Raw genomic sequence first — 25,428 nt, forward strand, 5'->3', positions numbered from 1 at the left:
CGCCGCGCCATGATGTGGCCCATGCCGACCCTCCTGCTCGCCCTCGCCGTCATCTCCACCGGTCTGTACGCGGGCTTCATGCTCATCTTCCTGACCGGCATCATGCCCGGCTTCGCCAGGTTGTCCGACGAGCAGTTCGTGGCCGCGATGCGCCGCGTCAACGAGACCGTGCCGCGGGCGGTCTTCCTCCTCGTCTTCGTCGCGATCGTCGCGTTCCCGGCCGCCGCGCTCGCCGTCCCCGTCGAGGGCCGCACCGCCACCGAGCGGTGGCTGATCGTCGCCGGGCTCGTCTGCGCCGTCCTCAACCACCTCGTCACCGTCGCCGGCAACATCCCCCTCAACAACGCGCTCGCCGCATCCGAGAACGCCACCCCGCCCGTGTCCGACAGCCGGGTCCGCGCGGCTTTCGAGACCCGGTGGAACCGGCTGCACCTGGTCCGTACGCTCCTGACGCTGGCGGCCTTCGTCCTGCTGGTGTGCGCCGCACTCCCCTAGCCATCGGGCCCGACGCCGCGGAAGCAGGCCGGCCCGGAGTCCGCGTCCCGCGCCTGACCGGGGACCGGCGATGGCGCGGCCGGGACCGCGCGGTAGAAAGATGGCATGAACCAACCAGCGCGGTCCGCAGGGGACATGGACGACGTCGACGCCGTGACCCGCGCGGTGCTCACCGCGTCAAGGCTCCTCGTCGCGGTCTCCGCCCGCTCGCTGGCCGCCGTGGAGGACCGGGTCACGCTGCCCCAGTTCCGGCTCCTGGTCGTGCTGTCCACGGAGGGGCCCGCGAAGCTCGTCGTCCTGGCCGAGCGGCTCGGGGTGAACCCGTCGACCGCGCTGCGGATGATGGACCGGCTGATCGCCGCCGGTCTGGCGGACCGGCAGGTCAACCCCGACAACCGCCGCGAGACCGTGCTGCGGCTGACGGACGACGGCCGGCGCATCGTCGAGGACGTCACCGGCCGCCGCCGCGAGGAGATCGCCGCGATCGTGTCCCGGCTCGACCCGCAGCAGCGAGCGGCACTCGTCGACGCACTGGGGGCGTTCACCGAGGCGGGCGCGGAACCCGCCGTCGGGGGCCGCGAGGCGGAGCTGTATCCGCTGGGCTGGTCGGACATGCCCCAGGGCGGCCACCGCTGACGCCGGCCGCGGCGCCCGCGCGGGCCACGCACATGGCGGTGAGCGCGGTGACGAACGCCGCGGCCACCAGCAGGGCGCTGCCCCACAGGGGTGAGCGGCAGCCGAAGCCGGCCCCGATCGCGGCCCCGCCGAGCGACGGGCCGAGCGACGGGCCCACGTTGAAGGCCGCGGTCGCGCAGGCGCCGCCCAGTGCGGGGGCGCCGACCGCCTCGTACAGCACGCGGGCGATCAGGGTCGAGGCGACGGCGAACGACAACGCCCCTTGGCGAGCTGTTGACGCTGGCGATCCAAATCGCTCCTTACGCTGGCCTGTTGGGCGGGTAATCAACGCCACCGTCTTCTGCCTGAAGCGCCGCATGCTGGCGTCAGTTTCGATCGAGTTGGGAGGAGATCGCCTTGAACTTCGCGGCCCGTGGTCGCAGGACAAGCAGGCCGTGATCGATAAGTGGATCGAAGCTCACTCCAACGGAGTTGAAGAAGACGAAGAAGCCGACTGACGCAGATCATGGGCAGGAAGCGCGCGCTACTGATTGGGGTAGCCGACTACGATCCGGCCGGCGGCTTCACCAAGCTCAAGGCCCCGCTGAACGACATTCGCCTGCTCCGCACCGTCCTGGAAGACCCAAAGCTCGGCAATTTCGATAGCGTCACATCATGTGACAACCCTGACCGCAAAACGCTTGAATTGGCGATCGAGCAGTTCTTTCGAACGGCAGATGCAGACGACTTATGCCTACTGTATTTCTCGGGACATGGTAAATTCCCGCAAGAGGCTGAGGATGCCCATCTGGCTGCCGTCGACACGCATCAAGATTGGATGCAGTCGACGGGAACCTCCGCAGGTTTCGTGCGTCGCCAACTCGCAACAGCAATCTGCGAATCCAAGGTGGTAATCTTGGATTGCTGCACATCTGGCGCTTTCGCCAAGGATATCCTATCGAAGTCCGGGGTCAATCAGCCGAAGATCACCGAGCGGCATTTCGGCAAGGGTACGTGGGTCCTTTCCGCGTCATCGGCATTTAAGAACGCATACGAGCGCCCCACAGATACGGGTTCATCCTCAGATTACGTCTCATATTTCACCGAAGCTATAGTTCATGGGATTCGCACGGGTGCAGCTGACGTAGATGGGGACGGTCGCGTCACCGTCGGCGAGTTGTTCAACTACGCCAATAAGCGAGTGCTCAAGGAAACCCGGTCTTCGGTAGGAGTTCGCCAGAAACCGACCCTATCCCGCGTCGCATCCGACGGGGAACTCCTCCTCGCTGCAAACCCCTCTCCTCCGCCCGTCGAAGAGATGCTTTCAGTGCGGACCGGCGCGAGCAAGAAGATGGCGCGCGCCCTGATCTCAGTTACGGCTGCCGTCGCGGTAATCGCTACTGCTGCGACGGTGGCCGCCCTCAATTGGCCAGGCGCCTCTAAGAAGTCACCATCCTCGCCTCCCACATCATCTAATACGCCGGTAAAGATGCGGTCTTGGAAACGGGACACTGGGACCTCGGTTGGGCCTTGTGCCGCACAATCGGGATCCATTTATTGCGTCGGTCATTCGGAAGAGAAGCTGTACGCTTTCAATGCCGACAACGGAAAGATGAAGTGGGAATATGAGCTTGACGGCCGCCCTTCAGTCGAGGGTGTCCCGTTGCTGGCCGAAGGTGCAGTCTATATTGGCGTGAGCGTCCCAAAGGTCGAGACGAGCCGCATCCATGCGATCGATGCAGCATCAGGGAAGCGTCGCTGGGTGCGCCCACTCGGGAGGCTTGCACTGGAAGCATCTGCAACATACTCCGACGGAATGATCTTTACTTCCGATGCCAGTAATGCTTACGGAATTAGTTCGAAGACCGGCCGGATTGCATGGAAACGGCAAATCGGGGGCGGAAACATGGCGGCCCCAGTCACCGACGGCGGCGGCTTCCTGTATGTCGCAAGCGGAGACGGAACCATGTACGCCTTGGATTCAAGCGACGGCGCGGTGCGGTGGAAGAAAAAGGTGACCGGCGGCGTTCCCACCACTGCCGCTATCGCAAACGGGGACGTGTACGTTGGCGCCTCAAATGCGCTGGGAAATGGAAAGATCCACGCGCTCGACTCCACCACTGGGGCACAAAAGTGGTCGTACTCGCTGGGCGAAGTCGAAGACACCCCTATCGTCGTTGGGGACTTGCTGTATACCCGCACCGAGGACGGCAAGGTGTACGCAATCAGCACTCAGACGCACAAGCCGAAGTGGGTATATCAATCGGGTAAGGGCTTCGGCCCTCGTCTAACTTTCTCCGCGGAGTCCCTGTACGTCAGTGGTGACGACCGTACGGTCCGCGCCATCGACTTTCAGTCTGGTAAGGAGAAGTGGACTTTCCGTGCTGCCGAGGCTGCTGACTTGCCAACTGTCTGGGATGGAACGGTCTTTTTCGGTGCGAGTGGAACGTTGTATGCGGTCAATGCCTCCGACGGGAAGCTTAGGTAGGGGACTACAGACTGAGGTGGCGCCAGCTTTCATTTCAGTTTGACGCTGTGTTGAGAACCTGCAATGCACCTTGCAAGCCAATCTCTCTGACCTACGTCCCGGAACGCGGGCCGTACTGCCAGTTCTGTCCCGAGCCCCTGTACTCGGCCACCGAGATCGTGCTGTCGCCCGGCGCCATCCGGGCGACATACAACATCCCTTCCAAGTGATCGACTTCGTGTGCGACCAGCCGGGCGAGCCCATCGGTAAAAGTGGTCGTCCGCAATCCCCTTGCCGAATGTGTGCACAGATGTCGCACGGTCCGCAGCCGCATAGAGCGCCGCCACAACCTCCCGCGCCTCCGCAGCATCTCGTGGCAGCCTCATGTACCTGATATCGCCGCACCGATCCACCTGCGCAGATGCTTGACAGCTGTAGATAAGGCCGGTGCCCCGATACTCGGAAACCGGGATGGGCTCGGCATCGGGACGCATGCGGGCTGTGTAGACAACGCCCTCCAGGTGGTCGATCTCGTGGGCCACGAGCCGGGCCCTGCATCCGCGAAGGTGGTGGTGCCGCGATTCCCATCGATGTCCTGGTGCTCCACGCTGATGCTGAGCGGTCGGGGCACCATGCCGCGCACGTCGAAGAAGCTCCAACACCCCTCGTACTGCTCGTCGGTCTCGCTGGACCGCTCGATGACCCTTGGGTTCAGGAGGGTGATGATTTCTCCCTCGGCAGTGCGGACGATGGCTGCTGCTCGATCGATGCCAAGCTGAGGTGCGGCCACTCCCATGCCCTTGCTGAACTGGTGGATGTCCTCTGCCCGTTTGGCTGCTGAGTTCAACTCTGCCACGACTCGCCGCGCGTCCTCGGCTTCGCTGGGCAGGTCGAACGTTCGCGCTGTCTCGGTGAGGATCGGGGTCGCCCGCCTGGACGACCCCGATGGATCGCACCTTGTCGCTGGCGCTGGTGGGCATGGTCGGTGCGGGTCTCCTCGTGCTCAGGTCGGGGCCGGGGCCCGCCGTGTACCGGTGCCCTACGTGGCTGCTGTAAGTCGCCGTCGTCCGTGGTCGTTGATGTCAATGTTGGAGGTCAGCGAAACAGTTTCGGCACAGACTTGCTATGGCTCGCTTGGCCGGCGGCCCAGCCCCACCAGACATGCCGACCGGCGCACATCCACAGCAATCGACGGCTCTGCGGAAGTGCGCTTGCGGCGATCTGCTTGGATGCCGCGATGACGACGAGTTCTCCTCTCACCCGCGCGGATGACGCCGATTCCGACCGCCTGAGGGCCCTGCTGGAACGTGCCGCCAAGGGGCGGGACAGTCAGGCCTGGAGCGACCTTTGGACCGAGCTTTACCACAACGGTTCCCTGGATGTTGCCAATCCGTTGGTGCTGCACACGCTGACCGACATGGCGGAGGGCGACCATGCCGACACGGCAGCTTCGGCCCTGTTCCTGGCCGGCGCACTTCTCGTCCAGGCGGATCAGCGGTACGAGACCCGGGACCTGCGCGACCGGCATGCGCCGGAGGTCGCACGCCTGCTGGCCGCCGCACACCGGTGGCGGCAGGTCACCGCCGACCGGAATGACTACTGCCACCTGCTTGAGGCGGTCCTGAACCTGGAGGGCGACATCCACTGGGCACAGGACTTGATCTGGGGCGTCGTCAACGAGGAATACGAACTCGAGTGCCCCGATCCCGACGGGTGCGCGTCGCTGTGGGTGATCACCGGAGAGCGGGGCTTCTTCAGCGCGGCGGAGGACAACGCCCTCTCCGACGACGTCGAAACCTACCCTCTTCATCCGGCCGACCCCCGCGCCCTGGAAGGTGTCGGCCGCCGTCTCTACGACCTTGCCCTGGCCGACGGCCACGAGGACGTCGCGCGCGCCCTGACTTACGCCTTCGGCGAGGCGACCTGCCCGGAGTACGAGCAGCGCCTCTCCGTCGTCGGGCAGGTCATGGCCAGTTCTGGCTGATAACCGCGTCGGGGTGGCGGGGCCGGGTATTTGTGCGATCGAGTCGCGCCAGCGGCGGTCTCCGTCGGATCGGGCACGCGACGGACACGGCAGGTCGGCCGAGGAGGGGACGTGCTGGGTCACTGCCCCGCCGTTGCCGGGCCGATCAATGCCGACAGTAGGGTCTTCCCGGGAACGAACCGATCGACAGGGGGGCCATGTCGGGACAACTGTTCACGTTGATAGGCGTGCTCGTCGGCGCGGCAGCGTCGTACGTGGGCGGAGCCCTCATGGAAAGGTCGCGCTGGCGTCGCCAACTCTCGACGCGATGGGATGAACGTCGCCTGGAGTCCTATCTCCGGTACGCCGACGCGATCAAGAGATTCACCTCCTTGGCAGGGCGCTTGGCGGCAGGCAAAGGGCTGTTCGATCTCCCTCAGCCACTCGCGCAGGAAGACGGCTTGACGATGTTGGCTGACGCCGAACTGGAGCGCGGCTACGCGTTCGAGGCTGTCCTCCTCGTGGGAGACGCTGAAACCATCTCGGCGGCCAGGGCGCTGCAGCGCCACGCCTGGGTCCTGGAGCAGTTCGCTCGTGACCAGCGCTCGGGAACGCCGGAGGACTGGACGCAGGCCTTCAGGCAGTTTCAGGAGAAGCGTGACGTGTTCTACCTCGCCGCTCGAAAGAGCTTGGGCGTAACCGCAGAGTTTCGACTCCGGACCGAGGACCCGGCCCTCCTGGGGGCAGATCCGCGGCAGGTGTAGAGGTCGCTGAGACGAGCGTGGCCGGCCGGGGGCTGGAGCACTTGTTCGGAAGACGCCGTATGCGGATGCCTGACGGCTCGCGTCGGAACACCAGGGCGACGATGCCGCGTGTCGTGTTCTTCAAATCCCGGTGAGTTCGTCGGCCTCGACCCGGATGCCGGTCTCTTCCCGGACCTCGCGGGCTACGCCGGCCTCCGGGGCCTCGGTGAGCTCGAGTACGCCGCCCGGGAGAGTTCGGCGGCATGCTGGCCGGCTCGGTCTTCCGTCGAGCCTGGCGAACGGCGCGACAAGAGGTGCTGACCCCCGAGGACGTCGCCTCACCGCTCGGCAAGCGGGTGTACGACCTGCGACACACCTGCCTGACGACACGGCTCGACGCGGGGATCCCGCAGGTCGCCGAATGGGGGGCAACAGCGTGCCGGTCCTGCTCGCAACCTACGCTCGCTGCATCTCGGGTCAGCTCAAGGATCACCAGCGGCGGATCGAGGCCGGGGGAGACCTGCCCGACCTGTCACAAGATCGCTGACCCGCCCCGCGAAACTTCGACACGTATGCGACAGGGCCGCCCGCAGAAAACCCGGTGACCGCGTACAGCGCCGGATCCTCCTCGTGATCGTCCGAGGGCGGTCCGGCGCTTACGCGCCCTCTACGCCCCGCCCGCTAGCCGCCCCCGGCAGGATTCGAACCTGCGGCCAAGCGCTTAGAAGGTGTCAGGGGTTGAGCGACGTGCTCACCTGCGTCTTCGCTGGTCGCTCTCGCACGAATGCCGTCAAAGCGCTTGCTGTCATTTCCGGGGGTCTTTGGCTGATGACCGCCCCTCGTGCCTTCGCTCTGGCTCATGAGGGCAGGGCGAAGGCACGTTCGCGGCCTCTCAGTCGATGCAGAACTCGTTGCCCTCGATGTCCAGCATCGGGATGCACGAATCATTGCCGTCGTACAGCGTGCGCACGTGCACCGCACCGAGCGGGACCAGTCGCGCGCATTCCGCCTCAAGGGCGGCGAGGCGCTCTTCCCCCACGAGTCCGGTGCCGACCCGCACATCAAGATGCAGCCGGTTCTTGGGGGCCTTCCCCTCGGGGACACGCTGGAAGTACAGCCGCGGGCCCACCTTTGAGGGGTCGACGCAGGCGAACCAGGAATCCCGCTGCTCAGGTGGCTGCGAGCGCTTGAAATCGTCCCAAGTGGCAAACCCCGCCGGCGGCGGCGGTTGACGTACCCCAGCACCCCACACCAGAAACGAGCGAGCCGCTCGGGTTCTGCGCAGTCGAAGGTCACTTGGAACTTCTTGATCGGCGTCATCGGGTAACTGTACGGGCGCGTGCCGGCACCGAGGCTCCGGGCGCCATCTCCGCGCCATCGAGGTCTCGCGTGACGTGAGTTGGTGAAGAGCGGTGGTGTCCGCGACCGGGAGTGGAACCACCCTGGCTTCCGGCGCAGGGCGGGACCGACGGGTACTACCGGTCGTGCAGGATCTCGGGCCGGGTGACGGGCACGATGGTGATCAAGTCGTCGAGGCCCTTGAAGTCGTCGGGGTTGGTGGTGAACAGGGGGAGTCCCTCGGCGGCCGCGACGGCGGCGATCATCAGGTCGGCCACACGGCGACGGGGCTTGCGGCCTGTGGAGACGACGGCGGCGCAGATTCTGCCGTAGATGCGGGCCGCCTCCACGTCGAAGGGGATGGGGTCGAATTCGTTTTCGGCGCGCTGTAGCACGTCCATGCGGCGGGCCCGCTCGGCGTGTTCGTCGTAGTCGCTCTGCTCGCCGCCGCGCACCTGGTGGGGGCCTGCGGAGAGTTCTGCGAGGGTGATGGCGCTGATGGCCATCTCGGCAGGTAGCTCGTCGGCGTCGATCCACTTGCGCAGGATCATGATGTTGGTGTCGAGCAGGCCTTGCTCGTGCTCAACGGGCATACGGGTCGTCCAACTCCTGCTCGACGACGGCGTCCTGGTCGTCGCGGAAGGCGTCCAGCGAGATGTCAGGGGCGGTACGTGACATGGCCGCGAACTCGGCGCGGGGTACGAAGCGGCGACGGCGGCGGAGCGGGATCAGCTCGCCGACACGATGCCCGTCGCGGGTGACGGTGAACGCCTGTCCTCCCTGGACGGCGTCCATGATCTCTTTGGAGCGGGTGCGCAGATCGCGCTGAGTGATCTCCGGCTGCGCTGTCATGCTATCCACGATAGCGAAGGTGTGCTACCCGGTGCTACACCGTTACCCGCGATGGCGGACAGGCGAAGGTGCCTGCTCTAGAGCGATGTGCATCCGGACGCGAAAAAGCCCCTCACGCGTTTCCACTGGTGAGAGGCTGTATGCGCCCCCGGCAGGACTCGAACCTGCGGCCAAGCGCTTAGAAGGCGCCTGCTCTATCCACTGAGCTACGGGGGCCGGAAGCGGCCTTGCGGCCAGAGCCCCGTTCGGGTGTCCGACCTGCCGGGGTCAAGGATAGGGCTCCGATCGCCTTGGCCCGGTTGCCTCACCTGCGTGGCACGATGTGGAGGTTCGGTGAAGCGAACCGATAATCGCAGGCAGGTGCGATTCGTGCACCGCTTTTGACGCCTGGCGTCCCGGGTGTTGTGCACTCGTTATGCCTGCGTCCCACTCGTCCCATGTGTTCCGTCTGTCCTACCGGCGCGCAGAGAGGCCCATACGCTTCAAAAAGCCGATCAAATTGGGCATTCTTCGCATGTGGTGACCTTGGATGCACGGCCTCAGCTGATCGACGCACTTTCCGCCCTGCGCGACCGTGTCGCCGCCGTGCGTCTGCCGCTTCCCCTTCCCGGCGCGCCCCGCGCCCGGCAGACGCGTGTCGAGCTGCTCGCGCAGCTCGACGACTATCTGGTGCCCCGCCTCAAGGACCCGGACGCCCCGCTGCTCGCCGTGATCGGCGGATCCACCGGTGCCGGGAAGTCCACCCTCGTCAACTCCCTTGCGGGCAGGAAGGTCAGCGAGGCCGGTGTGCTGCGGCCCACCACGCGGACGCCTGTCCTCGTCTGCCACCCCGACGACCACCACTGGTTCGCCGGTATGCGGGTGCTCCCGGAGTTCACCCGTGTCTGGATGCCCCCCGCCGAGGAGCAGGGGGAGCGGGACGGGGCCGGGCGGCACGGCAGTCGCGGGAATCAGGCCGCGGACGAGAAGGCGCTGCGGATCGAGACCGCGTCCACCCTCCCGCGGGGCCTCGCCCTCCTCGACGCGCCCGACGTCGACTCGCTCGTCGTGGAGAACCGTCTGCTGGCCGCCGAGTTGATCTGCGCCGCCGACGTATGGGTCTTGGTGACCACCGCCTCGCGTTACGCGGACGCCGTTCCGTGGCATCTGCTGCGTACGGCGAAGGAGCACGACGCCACGCTGATCACCGTGCTGGACCGGGTGCCGCACCAGGTCGTCGACGAGGTCTCGCGCCAGTACGCGGCGCTGCTGACCAAGGCGGGGCTCGGCCATGTGCCGCGCTTCACCATCCCCGAGCTGCCCGAGTCCGCGGGCGCCGGAAACGGGCTGCTGCCCACCACCGCCGTCGCGCCCCTGCTGTCCTGGCTGGCCCACCGGGCGCAGGACCCGGCCGCCCGCCAGCAGGCGCTCGGGCGCACCGCGGGCGGCGTTCTCGCCTCCCTGGACGCGCGGATGCCGGAGCTCGCGAGCGCGGTCGCGGCCCAGTACGCGGCGGCCGTACGGCTCACGGGCGCGGTGGAGGAGGCGTACGAGAAGCAGCGCGAGCGCGTGCGGGAGCAGCTGCGTGCCGGTGCCGTGCTCGCCGGGGACGCGCGCACCCGCTGGCGCGGCTACCCCCGCGACAGCACGGCGGCCGAACTGCTCGACGCGCTCGTCGCCAGCCTGTCCGCACTCCTGCAGTGCGCCGTGGCCGCCGCCGACGAGCAGGTGCAGAGCGCCTGGCGGCGCGAGCCCGCCGCGGCGGCCTTCACCCCGCACCGCCGCGTCGACCTGGAGACGAGCGAGCGGATCGGGATGGCCGTGCGCCGCTGGAGACGGGTGCTCGAGGAGATCGCCGAGGAGGAGGTACGGGGGATGGAGCGCAACGCCGCCCCCGACGCCGAGACCGTCGCCGCGCTGCTCGCCACCGCGCTGCTCGGCGGCCGCCGCGCCCGCGGTGCGGGGGAGCGGCTGGCCGAACGGATGGGCGCCCAGGGTGCGCTGAGGCTGCGTGACAAGGGCGGTGAGCTGGTCTCGACGTCCATCGACGCCGTACTGCACGGCGAACGGGACCGCCGCCTGGCGCCCCTGGACGCCCTGGAAGTGACCCCCGAGCCGCAGGCCGAGCTGATCGCCGCGCTGTCCCTACTGCAGAAGGAGAGGTGAGCGCGGGTGACCGCCGTCACCGACGACCACAACGAGACGGGGAACGAGGCCGTCGCCGGAACCCCGAACGGGGCTGTGCACGAGAAGGCGGGCAGCGCTGCGGAGGGGGCAGGGGCCGCAGGCGGCAAGGAGGCCGGTGACCGCTGGGACGACGGGCTCATCGCGCGCCGTGCCGAGCCGAGGTCCGACGCACCCGACCCGGACGATGCGGAACCCGCCGAGGACGAGCCCGGTCATCGTGGCGGTGCCGCCTCGGGGGAGGGGCACCTGCCGATCGGCGGAGCCTACGGCGGACCGCTGCGCGACCGCCTGAACGCGCTGCGTGAACTGCTGGGGCTGTCCCAGACCCGCCTGGACGGCCGCACCCTCGCGGAGGCGGGCCGGGTCCTCGACGAGGCCGCCGCCCGCCAGCGGCTCTCCTCCCGTCACACGGTGGTCGCCATCGCCGGCGCGACGGGCAGCGGCAAGTCGACCCTCTTCAACGCGCTCGCCGGAGTGCGCATCGCGGAGACCGGGCTGCGCAGGCCGACCACGTCGGCTCCCATCGCCTGTACCTGGTCGGACGGCGCCGCCGGGCTGCTGGACCGGCTCGCCATCCCGGGCCGGCTGCGCCGCAGGCCGCTCGCGGGCGGCGACGGCGACGAGCAGTTGCATGGGCTGGTGCTGATCGATCTGCCCGACCACGACTCGGCTCTCGTGCAGCACCGGGAGCAGGTCGACCGGGTGCTCGCACTCGTCGACGCCGTGATCTGGGTCGTCGACCCCGAGAAGTACGCGGATGCTGCCCTGCACGAGCGCTACCTGAGGCCGCTCGCCGGGCACGCCGAGATCACGTTCGTGGTGCTCAACCAGATCGACCGGCTCCCCGGCGAGGCCGCCGACCAGGTCCTCGACGATCTGCGGCGGCTCCTGGACGAGGACGGCATGGCTCTGGGAGAGCACGGGGAACCGGGCGCCCGGGTCCTGCCGCTGTCCGCGCTGACGGGCGAGGGCGTGGGCGAACTGCGCGAGATGATCGGTGAGTTCGTGCAGGGGCGCGAGGCGGCGGCGCTGCGGCTGTCCGCGGACGTGGACGCGGCAGCGGCGAAGCTGCGCCCCGTGTACGTCGCCGAGGGCCGGACGGGTCTGGGCGAACGCGCCCGCGACGACTTCTCGGCTCGGCTCGCGGACGCGATCGGCGCGACGGCGGCCGGGGAGGCCGCGGAGCGGGAGTGGCGCAGGAACGCGTCGCGGGCGTGCGGGACGCCCTGGCTGCGGCTGTGGCGCTGGTACGAGCGCAAGCGCATGCCGGGGGCGGCACTGGAGCCGCGCGCCACTCCGGTGGAGGAGGAACCGACCGCGCGCCAGCGGGTCGAGCAGGCGGTCCGCACGGTCGCCGGCGAGGCGTCGCGCGGGCTGCCCGCCCCGTGGGCGCAGGCGGTGCGGGAGGCGGCGGTACGGGGCGCGCAGGGGTTGCCCGAGGCACTGGACGAGCTGGCGACGCGCGAGGCCGCGGCGACGAGCGGGCGGCCGCAGCGCCCGGCGTGGTGGCCGGCCGCGGTGCTGGCCCAGGCGTCGATGACGCTGCTTCAGATCTTCGGCGGCCTGTGGCTGGTGGGCCAGATCGTCGGCGTGCTGGAGCCGGGGCTGATCCCGCCGGTGCTGGTGATGCTCGCGGGCATCGTGGGCGGCCCGCTGGTGGAGTGGGCGTGCGCGGCGGCCGCCAAGGGGCCGGCCCGGAGATACGGCCAGGACGTCAGACGCGCGCTGCAGGAGGCGGCCGCGGGCTGCGGCAGGGCCAAGGTGCTCGACCCGATCTCGGCGGAGCTCATGCGCTACCGCGAGGTGCGGGAGCAGTACGCGACGGTGTCGGGGACGACACGGCCGGGGGCGGGGCACGGAAGGGTGCGCACCCGTATCGGGTGACGGAGTTGTCCACAACGGGACGCCCGTCCACAGGCGTCCGCGGGTCTTCTCCGTCCGGTCCAGCATGGAGCCCGGAAGACAGCGATCGGGCAATGCGACCGGACGGGGAGGTGACCGTCATGAACGACACCATGGTGACGGTGGTCGGGAATGTGGCCACGAATGTGGAGTACCGGGAAACGGCGACGGGAGGGATGGCGCGATTCCGTTTCGCGGTGCCGTCGCGGCGGTGGGACCGGCAGAACGGCACCTGGACGGACGGGCCGACGAGCTTCTACACCGTCTTCGCCTGGCGGTCGCTCGCGGCGAATCTGGCCGGTTCCGTTTCGGTGGGTGAACCGCTCGTGGTGCACGGCAGGTTGAAGGTGCGCGAGGAGGACGGGGACGGCAGGCGGCGGACGTTCGTGGACATCGATGCGCTGGCGGCGGGGCACGACCTGACGCGCGGGACGGCGGCGTTCCGGCGGGTGGCGAGGGGCGAGCCGGTGCCGGCGGCCCGGCGTGGCGAGCCGGAGGAGCCGGGCGCGACCGGGCGGGCGAGGGAGCCGGTCGCCGTCCCCTGAAAGGGAGTTGGGGGCGGGCCGACTACGCCGCGCAGGGGCGCGGCCCGGTAAAACGGGTGATCAGGGGGTGAATTGACCGACCGTGATAACGATTACGAGTCGGAATGGTTATCTGATGACATGACGGGGGACCGGGCTGCGCGCCGTCCATAGGATTCCCGCGTACTCACGGGGCACTTGAGTTAGCTGGCGAGACACTTCCCCCACGCGTCACACGCGAAGTTCTCGCCCAGAGGGGAATTCTGCTGTGTTTGCTGTGTTCTCTGCGTCTGCTGTACGCAGGCGGCGCGCCGCGCGTCTTGCCGCGGCGGCCCTCGTCTCGGGCCTGATCGCCACAGGCTCCCTCGCCGGCGCGGGCATGGCCGCCGCCGACGACGGCACCCAGCACCAGGGGGGCGCCGTCGCCACCCTCGACGGGCTGAAGACGTTCGACAAGGCTCTTCTGCACAACGACGGCAAGAACGAGGAGATCTCCGCCGGGCTCTTCGAGATGACCGTCGACGGCGGCGGTCAGCTCAAGACGTACTGCATCGACATCCACAACCCGACCCAGTCCCAGGCCAAGTACCTGGAGACCCCCTGGGACCAGACGTCGCTCCGCACCAACAAGAACGCGGGCAAGATCCGCTGGATCCTGCAGCACTCCTACCCGCAGGTCGACGACCTGGCCGTGCTGGCCAAGGGTGCGGAGGCCGGGTCGCTGACCGCCGAGACCGCGGCGGCCGGCACTCAGGTCGCCATCTGGCGCTTCTCGGACGGCGCCGATGTCACGGCGGTCGACCCCGCGGCCGAGAAGCTGGCCGACTGGCTGGAGGAGTCCGCCGAGGACGTCGCCGAGCCCACGGCCTCGCTGAGCCTGGAGCCGAACGCGGTCTCCGGCAAGGCGGGCAGCCGGCTCGGCCCGGTGACGGTGCGTACCGACGCCGGCCAGGTCACCGTCACGCCGCCGGTCGACGCCGCCGCCAGCGGCGTCAAGATCACGGACGAGGCGGGCAAGCCGCTCACCTCCGCGGTCGACGGCAGCAAGCTGTACTTCGACGTTCCCGCGGGCGCGGCCGACGGGACGGCCTCGCTGACCGCCCAGGCGACCATGTCGGTTCCGGTGGGACGCGCGTTCGCCAGCGCGAGCAAGAGCCAGACCCAGATCCTGGCCGGCTCCAGCCAGTCCACGGTCTCCGCGACCGCGACCGCGACGTGGGCGAAGACGGGCGCGATCCCGTCCGTCACCGCGGAGAAGAACTGCGCCAAGGGCGGCGTGGACATCACGGCGGGCAACAAGGGCGACTCCCCGTTCACCTTCGAGCTGGCCGGCATCAAGCACACCATCCCGGCCGGGGAGTCCCGGACCGTGACCGTGCCGGTCGCCGAGGACCAGGCGTACGACTTCACGATCACCGGCCCCGGTGGCTTCGAGAAGAACTTCAAGGGCGTCCTGGACTGCAAGACCACGGGCACGCCGCAGCCGGGCACCGAGACCCCGTCGTCCCAGCCCAGCCCGGCGTCGGCCGGCGGCACGTCCGCGGGCTCCGAGGGCCCCGAGGGCGACCTGGCCGAGACCGGCGGCTCCAGCGCCACGCCGATGATCGCGGGCATCGCGATCGTGCTGGTGCTGATCGGCGGCGGTGCGGTGTTCTTCCTCCGCAAGAAGGCGTCGGCCGCCGGCGAGTGAGTGAACGACCGCGCACTGTGACACAGCGCTGAGGAGGGGCCCGGCACGGGAGACGGACGCTGCGTCCGGGGAGACGTGCCGGGCCCCTCGCGCGTCGCGGGCGGGGGCCGTCTCCCGGCGTGTGCCGGGGCCTTCCCGCGTCGGCCGGGGCGCGGTTTCCGTCCGGGGGGCGGCGTACGGCAAGATGGGTGTATCTGCCCACCCACTGCTTGCCGGACGGTTTCTCTTGGCTGAGTACATCTACACGATGCGCAAGACGCGCAAGGCGCACGGCGACAAGGTCATCCTCGATGACGTGACGCTGAGCTTCCTGCCCGGTGCGAAGATCGGTGTGGTCGGCCCCAACGGCGCCGGTAAGTCCACCGTGCTGAAGATCATGGCGGGTCTGGAGCAGCCGTCCAACGGTGACGCCTTCCTCTCGCCCGGCTACTCCGTCGGCATCCTCCTGCAGGAGCCGCCGCTCGACGAGTCCAAGACCGTCCTGGAGAACGTCCAGCAGGGCGTCGCCGAGGTCAAGGGCAAGCTCGACCGCTTCAACGAGATCGCCGAGCAGATGGCGACCGAGTACACGGACGAGCTGATGGAGGAGATGGGCAAGCTCCAGGAGGAGCTGGACCACGCAGGCGCGTGGGACCTCGACGCCCAGCTCGAGCAGGCCATGGACGCCCTCGGCTGCCCGCCCGCCGACTGGCCCGTCACCAACCTCTCCGGTGGTGAGAAGCGCCGCGTCGCCCTGTGCAAGCTGCTCCTGGAGGCCCCCGACCTGCTGCTCCTCGACGAGCCCACCAACCACCTCGACGCCGAGTCGGTGCAGTGGCTGGAGGCGCACCTCGCCAAGTACGCCGGCACTGTCGTCGCCATCACCCACGACCGCTACTTCCTCGACAACGTCGCCGAGTGGATCCTCGAGCTGGACCGCGGCCGCGCCCACCCGTACGAGGGCAACTACTCCACGTACCTGGAGAACAAGTCCGCCCGTCTCAAGGTCGAGGGCCAGAAGGACGCCAAGCGGCAGAAGCGTCTCAAGGAAGAGCTGGAGTGGGTCCGCTCCAACGCGAAGGGGCGGCAGGCCAAGTCCAAGGCACGTCTGGCGCGTTACGAGGAGATGGCCGCCGAGGCCGACAAGATGCGGAAGCTGGACTTCGAGGAGATCCAGATCCCGCCGGGCCCGCGTCTGGGCTCCGTCGTCGTCGAGGTCGAGAACCTGAACAAGGCGTTCGGCGACAAGGTCCTCATCGACGACCTGTCCTTCACGCTCCCGCGCAACGGCATCGTCGGCGTCATCGGCCCGAACGGCGCCGGCAAGACGACCCTGTTCAAGATGATCCAGGGCCTGGAGAAGCCGGACTCGGGCACGATCAAGGTCGGCGAGACCGTCAAGATCTCGTACGTCGACCAGAGCCGCGCCAACATCGACGCCAAGAAGACGCTGTGGGCCGTCGTCTCCGACGAGCTGGACTACATCAACGTCGGCCACGTCGAGATGCCGTCCCGCGCCTACGTCAGCGCCTTCGGCTTCAAGGGCCCGGACCAGCAGAAGCCGGCCGGGGTCCTCTCCGGCGGTGAGCGCAACCGCCTGAACCTCGCGCTCACCCTCAAGCAGGGCGGCAACCTGCTCCTCCTCGACGAGCCGACCAACGACCTCGACGTGGAGACCCTGTCCTCTCTGGAGAACGCGCTGCTGGAGTTCCCCGGCGCGGCCGTGGTCGTCTCCCACGACCGCTGGTTCCTCGACCGAGTCGCCACGCACATCCTGGCGTACGAGGGCGACTCCAAGTGGTTCTGGTTCGAGGGCAACTTCGAGTCGTACGAGAAGAACAAGATCGAGCGTCTCGGCCCGGACGCGGCTCGTCCGCACCGTGCCACCTACAAGAAGCTCACCCGGGGCTGAGGCAGCGCATGGCTCGCCACATCTACCGCTGCCCCCTGCGCTGGTCGGACATGGACGCCTTCGGGCACGTCAACAACGTCGTCTTCCTGCGGTATCTGGAAGAGGCGCGGATCGACTTCATGTTCCGGCTGGCGCCGGGGGACGGTTCGCCGTCCTTCTCCGGCGGATCGGTGGTCGCCCGCCACGAGATCGACTACCTGCGGCCGCTGGTCCACCGGCACGAGCCGGTGATCATCGAGTCGTGGGTGACCCGGATCGCGGCCGCGTCGCTGACCATCGCCTACGAGGTGAAGGAGGCGGACGACCCCGCGCAGGTCTACGTGCGGGCCTCGACCGTCGTCGTCCCCTACAACCTGGCCGAGGGCAGGCCGCGCCGGATCAGTGCGGAGGAGAAGTCGTTCCTCCAGAAGTATCTCGACGACGGCGCCCGGAGCGACACCGCCCGGAGCGACACCGCCCGGAGCGACGCCGCCGGGGACGCTCGGGACGAGAAGCCCGAGGACGCCCTCGTCGTATGACCGTGCCCATGTCCGTACCCGTGCAGAGCCTGCACCTCGCCGACGCGAGGGAGGCGGACGATCTCGCCGCCTTCCTCGCCCGGCTGATCCACTACGATCGCGCCGCCGCGGTCAGGCTGCAGGCCGGCAGCGGTGCGCTCGCCGTCTTCGGACGCCCGCCCTCCTTCGAGGTGCTCGCGATCCGTACGGCGCGGCTGGCCGAGCCCGTCGAGCTCGACGTCACCGTGTCGGCGGGGGAGCTGCTGGAGTCGCTGGGCGGCGCGGAGTTCACGGTGCCCGGCGCGGTGACCGGGCCGCCCTGGGCCGGCGTGCTGCCGCCGCGCGGCGGCTGGCGCGAGCTGGCGGGGCTGCCGGACGTGCAGGCGATGCGGGGCGCGGTGGCCGCGGCCGTCGCGGAGTTCCGCGCGCGGGACGAGGCGCTGCCGGCGGAGCGGCGCACGCGCGCCGAGCGGGACCGTATCGGCCGCGAGATCTGGTCGCGGACGGTGGGCGGCACGGGCCTGACGCTGCGCGCCGTGCACGCGGCGCAGGCGCTCGGCTTCCTGCGCCCGGGAGTGCCGGTGGCGCTGCTGTCGGCGGGTACGTGGCTGAGGCTGCGGACGCCGTTCGGGTCGGTGGCGGTGCGGACGAACGGGCTGGGCGGGTTGAGTGTGACGCCGGTGCGACCGACGTCCTGACGCCGGGGTCGTCCCTGACGGGACCGGGGGCCTGGCCCCCGTGACGCGCCCCGGGGCCCCGCTGCGCGCCGCGTGGGCAGCACTGGGGCGCTGTGTGGTGCGTGTGGTTTCCCCCGGCCCGCCTCTTCCCGAAACCCTGGCGGGCCCCGGGGGCTTGGCCCCCGTGACCCCCGGTCGCGGCCGCTTCGCGGCGCGTGGGCTGCCCAGGGGTGGGCCCTTCCTCGCGTGCCCGCTGTGCCGGCGCGGGCGCCGGCTTCGCGTGGCCGCGGCGCGGCACAACCTCTCCCCGCGTGCCCGCTGTGCCGCTGCAGGGGCGCCGCCCCGCGCCCGCTTCGCGGCGCGTGTGCGTCAGGGGGTTGGCGTCGTGTCGTCCGGCCAGATGGCGATGTGGTCCCGTTCGAGCTCCAGGGCCACGCGGTCCGCCATGCCCAGCGCCGACGTGTACTCCGCGGGGAGCTGGAGGCGGCCGGCGCGGTCCAGCGTCGCGTATTCGCGGGCCACCACCGATTCCTCGCCCGTTGCCGCGTCGACCTCTGTGCGGCGCAGCACCTCGGAGGAGGTGCGGCCGTCGCGGATGGCGACCGTGCGGCGGACCTCGCTCGCGACGGCCTGGTCGTGCGTGACGATCACGATCGTCGTGCCCAGCTCCTCGTTCGCGCGGCGGAACGCGGCGAAGACCTGTTCGCCGGTCGCCGAGTCGAGCTCGCCCGTGGGCTCGTCCGCGAGCAGGACCGAGGGGGAGTTCGCGAGCGCCACGCCGATCGCGACACGCTGCTGCTGGCCGCCGGACAGCTGTTGCGGACGGCGGTCCGCGCAGTCGGCGACGCCCAGCATCGTCAGAAGCTCCTGGACGCGCTCCGCCTTGCGCCGGCTCCGGCCCCGCAACTGCATCGGCAGGGCCACGTTCTGCGCCGCCGTCAGGTACGGCAGCAGGTTGCGGGCCGTCTGCTGCCACACGAAGCCCACCACCTCGCGGCGGTAGCGCAGCCGGGCCCCGGCGTCCATCGCGAGCAGGTCGCAGCCCGCGACGCGCGCCGCGCCCGCGGTGGGCACGTCGAGACCGGCGAGGATGTTCATCAGGGTCGACTTGCCGCTGCCCGACGCGCCGACCAGGGCCATCAACTCGCCCTCCTTCACCAGGAGGTCGAGCCCCTGCAGGGCCTGCACCTCGACGCCGTCCGTGGAGAACACCCGGACCAGCCGGTCGCAGGTGATCAGCGCGTCGTGTCCGTACGAGGGCCTCTCGCGCCGGGCCGCGACCCGGCGTTCGAGTTCCTCCAGGGTCGTGTCGGTCATCGCATGTCTCCTGCCCTGAGTTCGTTGACGGATCCGCGGCGCCCCGTCCACCAGGCCTGCGTCCCGGCGACCGCCGCGGTCAGCAGCACCACACCGGCCGCGGGCAGCGCCAGCGACCAGGCGTCGGCCCGCAGGGTGGCGCCGTCCACCGGCGCGACGCCCGGTGCGGCGGCCAGCGCCAGGCGGACCAGGTCGACGCCGGGAGCGAGCAGCCGGATCGTGGCCAGGCCGACGAGTACGCCGCCGGACGCGGCGAGCAGCGCCGGGGGAAGCGCTTCGAGGCCCAGCAGCTGCCGCCCCTGCCGGGTGGTCAGCCCCATGGTGCGAAGCCTGGCGAGGAGCGTGGTGCGTTCCGGTGCCGACTGCAGCAGCGACAGCAGCAGCGCGAGGACGGCGTATCCCGCGCCCGCGCCGATCGCGGCCGCGTAGATGCGCTCCGCGCCCGACTGCAGGGGCGAGTCCGTGAAGGAGGCCCGTGCCTCGGCGCGCAGCCGTACGGTGAGGTCCTCGTCCAGGTCGCGTACGGCGGCCCTCAGCGCCCGTCCGTCCACCGCGTCGCCGGTGGCGAGCAGGGCGGTGGGCGCGCGGTGGGCCAGCCGGGAGCCGTCGACGATCAGGAAGTCCGCCGACGCCACGGCCGGCGTGCGCTCCCGTACGGCCGCGACCTCCACCGTGAACTCGCCCGCCAGCGAGTTGATCCGGTGCGGTCCCCTGCCCAGCCACTCGGCGACGCCCGGGGAGGCGACGGCCCGCAGCACGGGCGACGCGCCGCCGGTGGCGCGCAGCGTGTCCGCGGGGAACGGGCCGAGGTCCAGCCCGTGGGAGAGCGCCGCGTATGCCTTCGGCTCCACGCCGACGAGCGACGCCGCGGGCGGGGCCGTCAGGGCGTCGTCCCTGGCCGGCAGCCTGAGCGCGTGCTCGATCTGCACGGCGGTCACCGTCCGCACGCCGGACACCTCGCGCACGGCCCGCTCCGCGCCCTCCGGCAGCGCCACCGCGTCGCCGTCCCCGGAGATCCGGGCGTCCGCGCCGGTGGCCAGCAGCGCCGCCCGCGCCCGCGCGTCGTCGACACCCGCGAGCACCGAACCGCCGAAGCCCGCCGTCGTCAGTGCCACCAGCAGCGCGAGCAGCGGGAGCGCGCCGATCGCCGACGAACGTCCCGCACGGGCCAGCGACAGGAACCCGACCGCGCCGCGCAGCCGTGCGGCGGGGCGCGCGGCCCAGCGCAGCGGCAGCGGACACAGCCGTACGAGAACGAGCGCGGCGATCAGGGCGACCAGGACCGGCGCGGCGCTGACCAGGTGGTCGCCCGCGTCGGAGGTGCCGCGGCGGCGCAGCGCGACCACCGCTCCCACCGCCAGGACGAGCAGGGTCACCTCGGCGACCTTGCGGCGGCCGGAGGGCCGCGCCAGCACCAGGTCGTCGCGTCCCCCGTGGGCGCGCGCCACCCGGTGCTGCGCCATCGCGCGGACGGGGAGCGCGGCGCAGGCGACCAGGGCGACGGCCCCGGAGCCGAGCGCGGCGTACGGCAGGCGGGCGTCGTCGACCGCGAGGACCGCGGCCAGGAGTCCGGCGGCCGCGGCGGGCACGGTGACGACGGCGGTCTCGGCGAGCAGCCGGCCGCCGATGCCCCGCAGCGATCCGCCGCGCGAGCGCAGCAGGGCGATCTCACTGCGTCGGCGGGCGGCGAACAGCCCGCCCGTCATGAGCACCACGACCGTGGCGACGGCGCCGACGCCGATCGCGGCGACGGCGACCACCGGCGCGATGGCGGACCGCATCGAGCCGTAGGACGCGAGGATGCCGTCCAGGTCCGTCGTCAGCTCGGCGTTATTGTCCACGGCCTCCTTGAGTCTCAGCAGATCGGGGCCGTCCTCCAGGGAGGCGACACGGCTGGTCAGCCGGGGCACGTCGGCGGCGGTGAGATGCGCGGTGGCGGGCGCGATCCGCCAGTAGGGCTGCGGATCGCCGGTGGTGCCGAGCAGTGCGGGCGCCGCCTCGGGGGCGATCAGGAGCGCGCCCTTCCAGTAGACCTGGGGCAGGGTGGTCGGCGTGGAGTCGAGTCCGGGGGTGCGCAGCAGCGAGTCGTGGGACCAGTAACCGCCCCCGGGCTCACGGGGTTCGACGATTCCGGTCACCCGTGCCGACAGGACCGTCCCGGCCGGGTCGCCGAGATGGACGACCGAACCGGTCCTGATGTTCAGCGTCTTCGCCGTCTGCACGGTGACGGCCGCCTCCACCTCCCTCGTCGCGGCGGTCACCTTGCCCGTGACGCGGGGCAGCCGGCCCTCGCGCACGGTGGCGTGCTCGGCGACGCCGCTGTGCGCGGCCAGCGTGAACTCCGGGTCCTTGGTGTCGGGGCGCGGCAGCCACCGGTCGCTGGCGACCAGGGTTTTCGTGGTCCGCACCCCGTACGCCGACTGGCCGGGATCGGCGCGCAGCGGATCGGGGAGCAGACCGAGCACCCGGCGGTGGAGGGGGCCGAGCCGCGTGGGAAGCAGTGACGCCTCCCGCGCGGCCTCGGGCAGTTCGATGGGAGGCGGGGGCGTGGTCAGTTCCAGTCCGCTCCGGGACGGCGCGGCCGCCGTGACGTCATGGCGCAGCCCGCGGTTCTCGTAGGCGTCCACGGCACGGGGGAACGCGGCGGCCAGGAACGACGTGAGCAGCACGAGGAGGCCGAAGGCGAGGGCCGCCCCGGGTGCTGTGCGCAGCCGGGTCCTGACCCAGGGGGCGACGAAGCGGCGCTGCGGGCCCACGGGGGATGTCTCCTTCGGCTGCGTCCCGGGCGGCCTGCCGACGGGGTTCGTGGTCATGTCAGTTGTCCCCCCTGGTGGCGCAGCGTCACCGCGGGATCGGCGCGGCGCAGGGCGATGACGGCGACGGTCACCAGCGGCAGCGCGGCGACGGCGGCGAGCAGCAGACCCACCCGGTCCGCCGGCAACTCCACCAGGACCCGCGGAACGGGCTGCGTGGCCTGCGCGGTCAGGACCAGAAGGGGCACCACCGCCCGGGTCAGCACCGTGCCGAGGGCCAGGCCCACCAGCAGCGCGATGCCGATCAGCACGCTCTGCTCGGCGGCCACCAGCCGGGCCGGCCGGCGTCGCGGCGTGCCGAGTGCGCGGAGCACGGCGAACTCCGCCGCCCGCTCGCGCAGCGACCCCGCCGCGCTCACCGCGAAACCGACCGCGGCCAGCGCCACCGCCACCACGGCGACCGCGAGCAGAGCCGACCGCGGCCCGGCGCCGAGCGGGTCGCCCAGCAGTTCACCGGCCGTCTCGTCGCGTACCAGCACCTGGCCCGGCTCCGCGTCGGGGCGGGCCCGCAGCTCCGCGGCCGCCGGGGCGGCCTTGCCCGCAGCGGTGCTCAGCCACCACTCGGTGGGCCGCAGCGACGTGCCCGAGAGCCGGGCGAGGGCCTCATTGACCGTACGGAGGTCGAGCAGCAGCCCGCCGCCGTCCGCGGCCCGGTCTCCGTCCTGCCCGGACGGGACCCGGCCGCCGGCCGTCACGGCCGCTGGACCGGTCGTCGGCAGCTGCCGCACGGCCCGGATGATCGTCACGCGGACTTCCTCACCGCCCAGGGTGACGTCGACGCTGTCGCCGCGTCTCGCACCCGACGCGTCGAGGAACGCGTCCGTCGCCACCGCCGGGATCCGCTGCGGCGCCGCCGGGCGCATCGCGCCGACCTGGACGGCGAATTCGGCCACGGGACTCCATTGGTCGTCGGTCACCGGTTCCGGGCCGGCCCCGTACACCACGCTCAGCGGCTTCGCCCCCGGCTCGTCGGCGCGCACCGGAACCGGCTTCCGCGCCTCGCCGCCCCATGTCTCGGTGTACGTGCCCGCCCAGCGCAGCCCCGAGGGGACCTCGACGGGGCGGAAGCCCCCTTCCGGGCCCGCCGCCAGGACCCGTTCGACGTTCAGGCGGTGCCGCTCGGCCTTCGTCGGGACCGGGGCGTCGAGCAGCCGCAGGCCGGTCAGCGCGAGCGGCCCGGCGGGAGCGGCCCGCCCGCCCGAGGCGGTCCCGTCCAGGTCCAGGGTCACCGGATGGACGCGGCCGTCGACGGGCAGTTCGCCGGCGGACGTCCGGTAGGCCGTCCCGTGACGGTCCTCGAAGACCGCGACGGCCCTGAGCGAGAGACCGCCGGGCGACGTCCCGGACGGCGTGTCCTCGTTCGTGAGACGCAGGTCCAGCGTGACGCGGCGGGTGTCGTCCGGCAGGAGCAGGCCCGCCCTGGCGCGCTTCGCGGGGGCGAGGGCGGCCAGCAGCGCGGCTGGTTCCTCTTCCGCCAGGTCGCCGCGCATCAACAGCCCCTCGTCCGCTCCGGCCGTGTCCAGCGCGAGCACGGTGGCCGTGCGGTCGCCGGACAGCGGGAGCGCCGCGCGGTGCGCAGGAGCGGCCGCACGCACACCGGCCAGGGATGCGTACCGGCCGGCGTCCCCCGGCCCGCCCGTCCCGTCGTCCGTCACACGGACCGACGCGCCCGCCCGGAAGTCGGCCTGGTCGCGCTGCGAACGGTCCCACGACGCGCTCTGCCCGACCGCCAGCATGCCCATCGCGACCGCCAGCACCAGCAGCAGGACGGGGCCCGCGCCGCGCAGTGGCCTGCGGCTGAACTGCCAGCCCGCCAGCGCCACGGACAGACCCCGGCCGCCGGCCGCCCGGCGTTCGGCGAGCCTCGCCACGGGCGGCAGCAGACGCAGTGTCAGCACCGTGCCCGCGAGGAGCGCGAGGGCGGGCGCCGCCACCAGCAGCGGGTCGACGCCGAGGTCGCCCTCACGGTCGCCGCTGAGCGCGCCCCCGCCGGTGGCGCCGGTCCGGCGGTCGAGCTGCCAGTACGCCACCACGGCGACGGCCAGCAGCGCCACATCGGCTCCGGCCCTGACCGGCGCGGGCAGTGCGCGGCCGCGCCCGCGCCGCGGCCCGTCACCCGTCGCGGCCAGAGCGGGGGCGACCACCGCCGCGGCACAGCACACCGCGACCGCACCGGCCACCAGCCAGACCTGCGCGGTCGGGGCCTCGCCGAGGCGCAGTCCGGCACGCGTCAGCGCCGAGTGCTCGGCCAGCAGCCGCGTCAGGGGGCCCGCAAGCAGCGGCGCGCAGACCGCGGCGGGCAGCGCCAGCAGTGCCGCCTCGATCGCGGCGAGCGCCGCGATCCGGCCCCGGGACGCGCCCCGGGCGCGCAACAGGCCCGTCTCGCCCGCGCGTTCGCTGCTCAGCGTCCGGGCCACCAGCAGCAGGGTGTACCCGGCGAGCACCACCAGCTGCACGGCGACGATCAGCAGGGTGGAACGCGCCACCAGCAGCGCGCGCTCGCTCTGTGCCAGGACGGTCGGCAGCTCCGTCCGCACGGTCGGCGCGCCCCCGAACGCCGGGGCGTGGGCGAGCTGGTCGGGTCCGCGCTCGGCCGCCGAGCGCAGAGCGCCGATCCGGTCGGTGCCGACCGTGCGGAAGTCCGCGGTGGCCAGCCACGCCGTCTCCCCGGCGGTGGCGCGGCCGGAGGCGAGCACCGACGGGTCGGCGAGCAGGGGCCCGTAGGTCGTGAAGACGACGGTGCGCACGCCGCGCCCGCCGAGCGAGTCGAGCTGCCAGTACGGATCGGCCGGATCCGTTGCCCGGTACACGCCGGTCACCCTGACCTTCAGCGGCTTCTCCGTGAGCCGGTCGGTGAGCGTGAGCAAGGCCCCCGGCCGCACATCCAGCAGCTCGGCGGCCGTCTCGGGCAGCGCCACCGGGGCAGGGCCGTCACCGGCGGGGCCGGGCAGCGCACCGGCCACCGCCCTGACGCGGGTCGCGTCGAGGGCGGCGAAGTGCGTCAGGTCCGGTTCGCCCTTGCGGGCCTCGGGCGCCTGGAGCGAGCGCGGCAGCGCGTACGGCCCCGAACGCTCCAGCTTCCGTACGGTGACCGGCAGCCCGCCGAACGACGTCCGCGCGCCGCGGACGACGGCCTCGTGGGCGGACGCGCGCCGTTCGCCGGGGACCGGGGCGGTGACGACGAGCGAGGCGTTCGCCGCTTGCCGGCCGCCGAGCGTGTGGCGCAGCGCGGCGTCGCCGACCGAGCCGGAGAACGCGGTGAGCGCGGCGAGGACGCAGGTCGTCAGGACGACCGCGAGCAGGGCCGCGGCGAGAAGCAGACGGTGTGCTCCGACGCGCAGTAGTACGAACCCCGTCACACGTCCCCCACCCAGCCGGATTCCCCCGAAGCCACCCTTGGCGAAATGCTTTCAGAGGACACCGGCCCGTGGAAACCGCTTGCAGCCCGACCTTGATCTGATCGTGACCGTTATCCGGC

19 protein-coding genes, 1 tRNA gene and 3 pseudogenes are annotated in these 25,428 nt (G+C 71.2%); 13 read left to right on the forward strand and 10 right to left on the reverse strand.

From position 1 onward, the window contains the following. Nucleotides 1-21 precede the first annotated feature (21 nt). The 4 genes from QFZ82_RS25795 (at nucleotide 22) to QFZ82_RS25810 (ending at nucleotide 3,598) form a co-directional block, all read left to right on the forward strand. Complete coding sequence (locus tag QFZ82_RS25795) at nucleotides 22-495, forward strand: DUF1772 domain-containing protein (protein ID WP_307715424.1); 474 nt, start codon at nucleotides 22-24, stop codon at nucleotides 493-495. A 105-nt stretch (nucleotides 496-600) separates the two neighbouring features. Then, nucleotides 601-1,131, forward strand: coding sequence for a MarR family winged helix-turn-helix transcriptional regulator (locus tag QFZ82_RS25800; protein WP_307715425.1), 531 nt, complete (start codon nucleotides 601-603; stop codon nucleotides 1,129-1,131). A 38-nt stretch (nucleotides 1,132-1,169) separates the two neighbouring features. Beyond that, nucleotides 1,170-1,628 carry a hypothetical protein gene (locus tag QFZ82_RS25805; RefSeq protein WP_307715426.1) on the forward strand — a complete coding sequence of 153 codons (459 nt, stop codon included), beginning with the start codon at nucleotides 1,170-1,172 and terminating at the stop codon, nucleotides 1,626-1,628. Between the two features lie 8 nt (nucleotides 1,629-1,636). Beyond that, nucleotides 1,637-3,598 (forward strand): PQQ-binding-like beta-propeller repeat protein, encoded by a 1,962-nt coding sequence (locus QFZ82_RS25810; RefSeq protein ID WP_307715427.1) that lies wholly within the window; start codon nucleotides 1,637-1,639, stop codon nucleotides 3,596-3,598. 91 nt (nucleotides 3,599-3,689) lie between these two features. Here the strand turns inward: QFZ82_RS25810 and QFZ82_RS39810 are convergent, their stop codons facing one another. After that, complete coding sequence (locus tag QFZ82_RS39810; RefSeq protein ID WP_373429324.1) at nucleotides 3,690-3,947, reverse strand: peptide deformylase; 258 nt, start codon at nucleotides 3,945-3,947, stop codon at nucleotides 3,690-3,692. Between the two features lie 175 nt (nucleotides 3,948-4,122). Continuing rightward, a pseudogene (locus tag QFZ82_RS25820) lies at nucleotides 4,123-4,496 on the reverse strand (peptide deformylase); the annotation flags it as partial. A 318-nt stretch (nucleotides 4,497-4,814) separates the two neighbouring features. Here QFZ82_RS25820 and QFZ82_RS25825 point away from each other — a divergent pair. Both QFZ82_RS25825 and QFZ82_RS25830 read left to right on the forward strand, forming a co-directional pair. Further along, the gene (locus QFZ82_RS25825; RefSeq protein ID WP_307715429.1) at nucleotides 4,815-5,561 is read left to right on the forward strand and encodes a hypothetical protein; all 747 of its coding nucleotides are present in this window, start codon (nucleotides 4,815-4,817) and stop codon (nucleotides 5,559-5,561) included. Nucleotides 5,562-5,758: 197 nt separating this feature from the next. Then, nucleotides 5,759-6,304: a hypothetical protein gene (locus tag QFZ82_RS25830; RefSeq protein WP_307717994.1), complete on the forward strand. Its 546-nt coding sequence runs from the start codon at nucleotides 5,759-5,761 to the stop codon at nucleotides 6,302-6,304. 67 nt (nucleotides 6,305-6,371) lie between these two features. Here the strand turns inward: QFZ82_RS25830 and QFZ82_RS39815 are convergent. The 5 genes and pseudogenes from QFZ82_RS39815 to QFZ82_RS25855 form a co-directional block, all read right to left on the reverse strand. Next, nucleotides 6,372-6,625, reverse strand: a pseudogene (locus tag QFZ82_RS39815) (NUDIX hydrolase); the annotation flags it as partial. Nucleotides 6,626-7,175: 550 nt separating this feature from the next. Continuing rightward, nucleotides 7,176-7,603 (reverse strand): annotated as a pseudogene (locus tag QFZ82_RS25840) (VOC family protein). A gap of 155 nt (nucleotides 7,604-7,758) precedes the next feature. Next, nucleotides 7,759-8,214: a type II toxin-antitoxin system VapC family toxin gene (locus QFZ82_RS25845; RefSeq protein ID WP_307715430.1), complete on the reverse strand. Its 456-nt coding sequence runs from the start codon at nucleotides 8,212-8,214 to the stop codon at nucleotides 7,759-7,761. Beyond that, nucleotides 8,204-8,473: a type II toxin-antitoxin system Phd/YefM family antitoxin gene (locus tag QFZ82_RS25850; RefSeq protein WP_062145112.1), complete on the reverse strand. Its 270-nt coding sequence runs from the start codon at nucleotides 8,471-8,473 to the stop codon at nucleotides 8,204-8,206. The genes QFZ82_RS25845 and QFZ82_RS25850 overlap by 11 nt, the downstream gene beginning before the upstream one ends. A 143-nt stretch (nucleotides 8,474-8,616) precedes the next feature. Further along, nucleotides 8,617-8,689, reverse strand: a tRNA-Arg gene (locus QFZ82_RS25855). A gap of 309 nt (nucleotides 8,690-8,998) precedes the next feature. On the opposite strand from QFZ82_RS25855, the gene QFZ82_RS25860 reads away from it, so the two are divergent. The 7 genes from QFZ82_RS25860 to QFZ82_RS25890 all read left to right on the forward strand — a co-directional run bounded on the left by QFZ82_RS25860 (nucleotide 8,999) and on the right by QFZ82_RS25890 (nucleotide 17,841). Beyond that, nucleotides 8,999-10,618: a dynamin family protein gene (locus QFZ82_RS25860; protein ID WP_307717840.1), complete on the forward strand. Its 1,620-nt coding sequence runs from the start codon at nucleotides 8,999-9,001 to the stop codon at nucleotides 10,616-10,618. Nucleotides 10,619-10,624: 6 nt separating this feature from the next. Further along, complete coding sequence (locus QFZ82_RS25865; RefSeq protein ID WP_373429325.1) at nucleotides 10,625-12,523, forward strand: GTP-binding protein; 1,899 nt, start codon at nucleotides 10,625-10,627, stop codon at nucleotides 12,521-12,523. A gap of 119 nt (nucleotides 12,524-12,642) precedes the next feature. After that, on the forward strand, nucleotides 12,643-13,086 hold the full coding sequence (locus tag QFZ82_RS25870; protein WP_307715432.1) for a single-stranded DNA-binding protein: 444 nt from the start codon (nucleotides 12,643-12,645) through the stop codon (nucleotides 13,084-13,086). A gap of 256 nt (nucleotides 13,087-13,342) precedes the next feature. Beyond that, nucleotides 13,343-14,755 (forward strand): Cys-Gln thioester bond-forming surface protein, encoded by a 1,413-nt coding sequence (locus tag QFZ82_RS25875; protein WP_307715433.1) that lies wholly within the window; start codon nucleotides 13,343-13,345, stop codon nucleotides 14,753-14,755. A 226-nt stretch (nucleotides 14,756-14,981) separates the two neighbouring features. Then, the gene (gene ettA / locus QFZ82_RS25880) at nucleotides 14,982-16,646 is read left to right on the forward strand and encodes an energy-dependent translational throttle protein EttA (RefSeq protein WP_307715434.1); all 1,665 of its coding nucleotides are present in this window, start codon (nucleotides 14,982-14,984) and stop codon (nucleotides 16,644-16,646) included. A gap of 8 nt (nucleotides 16,647-16,654) precedes the next feature. Beyond that, nucleotides 16,655-17,164 (forward strand): thioesterase family protein, encoded by a 510-nt coding sequence (locus QFZ82_RS25885; protein ID WP_307715435.1) that lies wholly within the window; start codon nucleotides 16,655-16,657, stop codon nucleotides 17,162-17,164. 8 nt (nucleotides 17,165-17,172) lie between these two features. Beyond that, nucleotides 17,173-17,841, forward strand: coding sequence for a hypothetical protein (locus QFZ82_RS25890; protein ID WP_307715436.1), 669 nt, complete (start codon nucleotides 17,173-17,175; stop codon nucleotides 17,839-17,841). Between the two features lie 348 nt (nucleotides 17,842-18,189). Here the strand turns inward: QFZ82_RS25890 and QFZ82_RS25895 are convergent, their stop codons facing one another. The 3 genes from QFZ82_RS25895 to QFZ82_RS25905 are packed head-to-tail and all read right to left on the reverse strand — an operon-like array spanning nucleotide 18,190 to nucleotide 25,309. Further along, nucleotides 18,190-19,137 carry an ABC transporter ATP-binding protein gene (locus tag QFZ82_RS25895; RefSeq protein ID WP_307715437.1) on the reverse strand — a complete coding sequence of 316 codons (948 nt, stop codon included), beginning with the start codon at nucleotides 19,135-19,137 and terminating at the stop codon, nucleotides 18,190-18,192. Then, entirely contained in the window at nucleotides 19,134-21,950 is a 2,817-nt protein-coding gene (locus QFZ82_RS25900; RefSeq protein ID WP_307715438.1) for an ABC transporter permease, read from the reverse strand. Before QFZ82_RS25900 ends, QFZ82_RS25895 begins: the two co-directional genes overlap by 4 nt. After that, entirely contained in the window at nucleotides 21,947-25,309 is a 3,363-nt protein-coding gene (locus tag QFZ82_RS25905) for an FtsX-like permease family protein (protein WP_307715439.1), read from the reverse strand. Before QFZ82_RS25905 ends, QFZ82_RS25900 begins: the two co-directional genes overlap by 4 nt. Nucleotides 25,310-25,428 lie beyond the last annotated feature (119 nt).

Origin of the sequence: Streptomyces sp. V4I23 (assembly GCF_030817975.1) — a bacterium.
Lineage (GTDB): Bacteria > Actinomycetota > Actinomycetes > Streptomycetales > Streptomycetaceae > Streptomyces.